General features: G+C 37.4%; 2 protein-coding genes and 1 pseudogene. 2 read left to right on the top strand and 1 reads right to left on the bottom strand.

All coding sequences use genetic code 11. From position 1 onward, the window contains the following. Positions 1 to 2,141 (bottom strand): beta-N-acetylhexosaminidase (locus ACR2MV_RS03820; RefSeq protein ID WP_434020574.1); only part of this gene is annotated, 2,141 nt, incomplete at its 3' end. Positions 2,142 to 2,336: 195 nt separating this feature from the next. On the opposite strand from ACR2MV_RS03820, the gene ACR2MV_RS03815 reads away from it, so the two are divergent. After that, positions 2,337 to 3,245, top strand: coding sequence for a sugar phosphate nucleotidyltransferase (locus ACR2MV_RS03815; RefSeq protein WP_434020573.1), 909 nt, complete (start codon positions 2,337 to 2,339; stop codon positions 3,243 to 3,245). Position 3,246: 1 nt separating this feature from the next. Further along, positions 3,247 to 3,921: pseudogene (locus ACR2MV_RS03810) on the top strand (aminoglycoside phosphotransferase family protein); the annotation flags it as partial.

Raw genomic sequence — 3,921 nt, 5'->3', positions numbered from 1 at the left:
TGTTCTTTCTGTTGTTTTGTAACAAGCCAATGATCTACTTTTTTATTAAAAAGATACGCAGGATAACTTTCTGAAGAGGCTGCATCAACAATGCCATTTAAGGGAGTCCCGGTATAAAGTGTTGGGTTATACAAAGAAATTCGATTCAAAAAAGCACCTTCCTGAAGATAGTCCACAAGAAAATCCAGGGATTCAAAGGATGCTGAACCTACCATGGCTGAAAGAATTAGTTCTTGATTCTTTTTTTGCTGCAGACCGTTAAATTCAAGATAACGATCCATAATCAATAGGCGCCTGTACATGTCGTCAGTATCCTTGGTTAATTCTTGTGGGCTCCACAGTTTTTCTGCAATGACAGCTGCTTTCGGCCAGACCCTTGACTCAAGAGTAATAGAATCTACCATTTCAGTCCACATGCAGGCTTCACCTCCTAAAATATTTTTAAGGTCTTTCGGCTCGAGCGGTTGGATTTTATCAAATTTAGGTAGTGGTAAACCATTTGTCATGTCAGATCCTCCAGATTTTTTACCCGTCAATTTCAAATTAAATAAGGCAATGCTTGTTTCACCATGTAAAGAATCCCCATTTATTTCGAAGGATACATTTAAAGTACCGACATCAATTTTATTCGAAAAGCTAACGGAATTACCTTTTTTATCGACCTCGGCGATACTTGTAGAATTGCCCATGAATTCCATGATGATCTGAATGTCATCATCTTTTCCGAAAGTATAGATATTTCCATCGATGATGTTATCGTTGAAAACGATTTGAGAATTCCAGGAGGTCCAGTTGGTGCTGTCAATATCTATATTAATCGCGCCCTTTATAATTTCCGGATCAACATTATAGTAATCCGCAGCGCTTCTTTTATGATCCAAATAATAACCCTTTGAAAGAATTGATTTGTTTCCTTTTCTGGCTGATTCCCACAAAACCTTATGACTTCTCCAGGCCTGTATGGCTATTCCATCGGTAGGGAGGTCTGGGTGTTGAATTTCATCCCAGCCCATCATAATTTTGTTGTGTTTTGAGACAATTCTTTGCAATTTTATATTAAAATGAGCTTGTAAAGCGTGTGAATCGCTGATGCCATTTTCTTTCATATAATTTTGAATTGCTTCGTTGTTTTCCCAATCTTCTGCCATTACTTCATCTCCGCCAATATGAAAGTAGGGGTCAGGAAACAAGGTGATCATTTCGGCAATAAAGTCATCCAGAAAAGAATAGAGAGATGGATTTGTCGGATCTAAGACGGGTCTGAATACACCTAAGGCAATGGTGTCTATAGCATAAGGACCTGGTGCACTTCCCAGTTCCGGATAGCCGGTTAGCCAGCTTGTAGCATGTCCCGGGACATCAAATTCAGGAATTACCCGAATCCCTCTTTCAGCCGCAAAATTGACAATTTCCTTAATATCATTCTGTGAATAATAATGACCTTCTGATCCCATTTCATGAAGTTTCGGAAACACTTTAGACTCTACTCGGAATCCTTGATAGTCACTTAAATGCCAATGAAAAACATTCATCTTTAGTCTGGCCATTGCTTCCAGATTTCTTAATACAACTTCTTTTGGTATCCAATGGCGAGAAACATCAAGCATCAGACCTCTCCAGGCATATCGGGGTTGGTCCTTTATTTCCACGGCGGGAAAAAAATGGTGATTGTCTTTGGAATCAATTAATTGGGCTAAGGTTTCCAGGCCATATAGAACGCCAGTAGTTGTTCCCGCTTTGAGAAGAATCTTATCTTTTGACACCGAAAGCTCATAGGATTCATCATCTCCGAGTTGAGGATATTCACTCGAAGGAATTTCATGTAAGACGATATGAAGCTTTTGCTCATCTGCATCTTTAAGTTTAATTCGGGTACTTTTTTCTACTTGTTGTTTAAATCGAGCAACCGCTTTGGTCAATTTATCAGTGGGTTCATTTTCAAAGCCAATACCAAAAGTTTCAGTTATCTCAAAGCTTCCAGTTTCAAATTCCAGCGAGGCAGGTAATGGCATCAGTTTAACTCGGGCTCTATCTTTAGCAGAAATCGGAGGAGGAGGAGGTTTGAAATAAAGATAAAGAGCCACCGCTGTTGCGATTAAAAACAAAAGAACCCAACCAGATATTTTAAAAAACTTCTTCATCTTTAAAATTTAGCTTCAAAGATAGAAAATTTATATTGTGTTTATTAGACACAATACTAAAAAGCTTCGCACAACTGTCAATTTTTATTTCTCCCATCTTTTTCAATTACATTTTTTAAAAGATCTCTTATTTATACGGTTTTCAATACCCTGTAGTATCACCATATTTATTAAATTCGTCTCAAAATTTAAACTATGAACAGCAACAAACCAACTTTAGTAGTTCTGGCAGCAGGAATCGGCAGCAGATATGGAGGATTAAAACAATTAGATACCTTTACCCCAGAGGGAGACACCATTATAGATTTTTCTATATACGATGCGCTTCAGGCTGGGTTTGGAAAATTTGTTTTTATCATTCGTAAAAGTATAGAACAAGAGTTCAGGGCCGAAATAGATCCCAAGTTGGCAGGAAAAGCTGAAGTAGCCTATGTATTTCAGGAAATCGATAAAGTACCGGAAAAGTACTTTAATCCAGATCGTGTGAAACCCTACGGTACGGGACATGCGATGTTGATGGCAAAGGATGCTGTAAAAGAAAATTTTGCGATTATAAATGCAGATGATTTTTATGGTAGAGAAGCCTTTGTATCTATGGCGAAATACCTACAATCTATTGATAAAAACTCTCATGATTTCAGTATGATGGCTTATTTATTAAAGAATACAATCTCTGAGCATGGATTTGTTTCCAGAGGTGAATGTGCTGTAGATGAAAAGGGATTCTTAAGCAATGTAGTGGAAAGAACTCATATTGAAAGAATTGATGGGATATTAAATAGAAAGGATGATGACGGTAGTTTTATTCCAATTGATGAGAATACCATAGTTTCGATGAATTTTTGGGGCTCTACGCCAAGGTGCTTTGAATATACCGAGCAATTGTTTGACTCTTTTCTAGAAGAGAATCAAGGGAATCTCAAGTCAGAGTATTTTATTCCATTAATTGTAAATGGATACCTCGAAAATGGCACCGGTTCTGTAAAGGTACTTACTTCAGATGCCAAATGGTTTGGTGTTACCTATAAAGAGGATAAGGCTGCAGTTCAGGAAGCGATTCTACAACTTAAAAAGAACGACATTTATCCTCAAAATCTTTGGTAAGATGTCAAAATTTTTGCCAGAGGTTGTAGCGGCTTTTCTTCCTGATTTCGATGTTATTCATTTTGATGAACTGGGATCCGGGCATATTAACGATACTTTTTTGGTTAAGACTGATCAAGGCCAGTCTTTTGTAGTTCAAAAGATTAATAAAAAGGTGTTTAAAGATGTACCGGGTTTGGTGCGAAATAAATCTTTGGTTAGTTTATTTCTTCACGAGAAAATGTCGGCATTATCGTATAAAGATCGAATAAGAAGAGTACTCACTTTTGTTCCAACCTCCAATGGAGATTATCATTACACAGACACGAATGGCGATTACTGGAATGTAATGATCTATATAAAAGACAGTCAGACCTTTGAAATCGTAGAGCAGCGTGATATCGCCTATGAAGGAGGCAAACTTTTTGGTGCTTTTTTAAATTTGACAGAAGATTTTGACGCGACGGAATTAATTGAAGTAATCCCTCAGTTTCATGACATGTCTTTTCGTTTTGAACAATTTAAAGAAGCCCTTTCCAAGGCTTTGCCAGACAGAGTTGATGCCTCGTTCTCGTTGATTCAAAGTGTTGAAAGCCTGAAAGAGGAAATGCACATTTTACAAAATCTAAAGGAAGAGGGTAAGATCAAATTACGCGTAACGCATAATGATACAAAGATTTCTAATGCTCTTTTTGAT

Source organism: Lutimonas sp. (assembly GCF_051011215.1).
Lineage (GTDB): Bacteria > Bacteroidota > Bacteroidia > Flavobacteriales > Flavobacteriaceae > Lutimonas.
The sequence above is the reverse complement of the archived record's forward strand: the minus strand, read 5'-3'. Positions and strand labels throughout refer to the sequence as shown.

Excerpts from the sequence above, each read along its gene's own strand:
- ACR2MV_RS03815 (WP_434020573.1), top strand. The coding sequence starts at position 2,337 with ATGAACAGCAACAAACCAACTTTAGTAGTTCTGGCAGCAGGAATCGGC.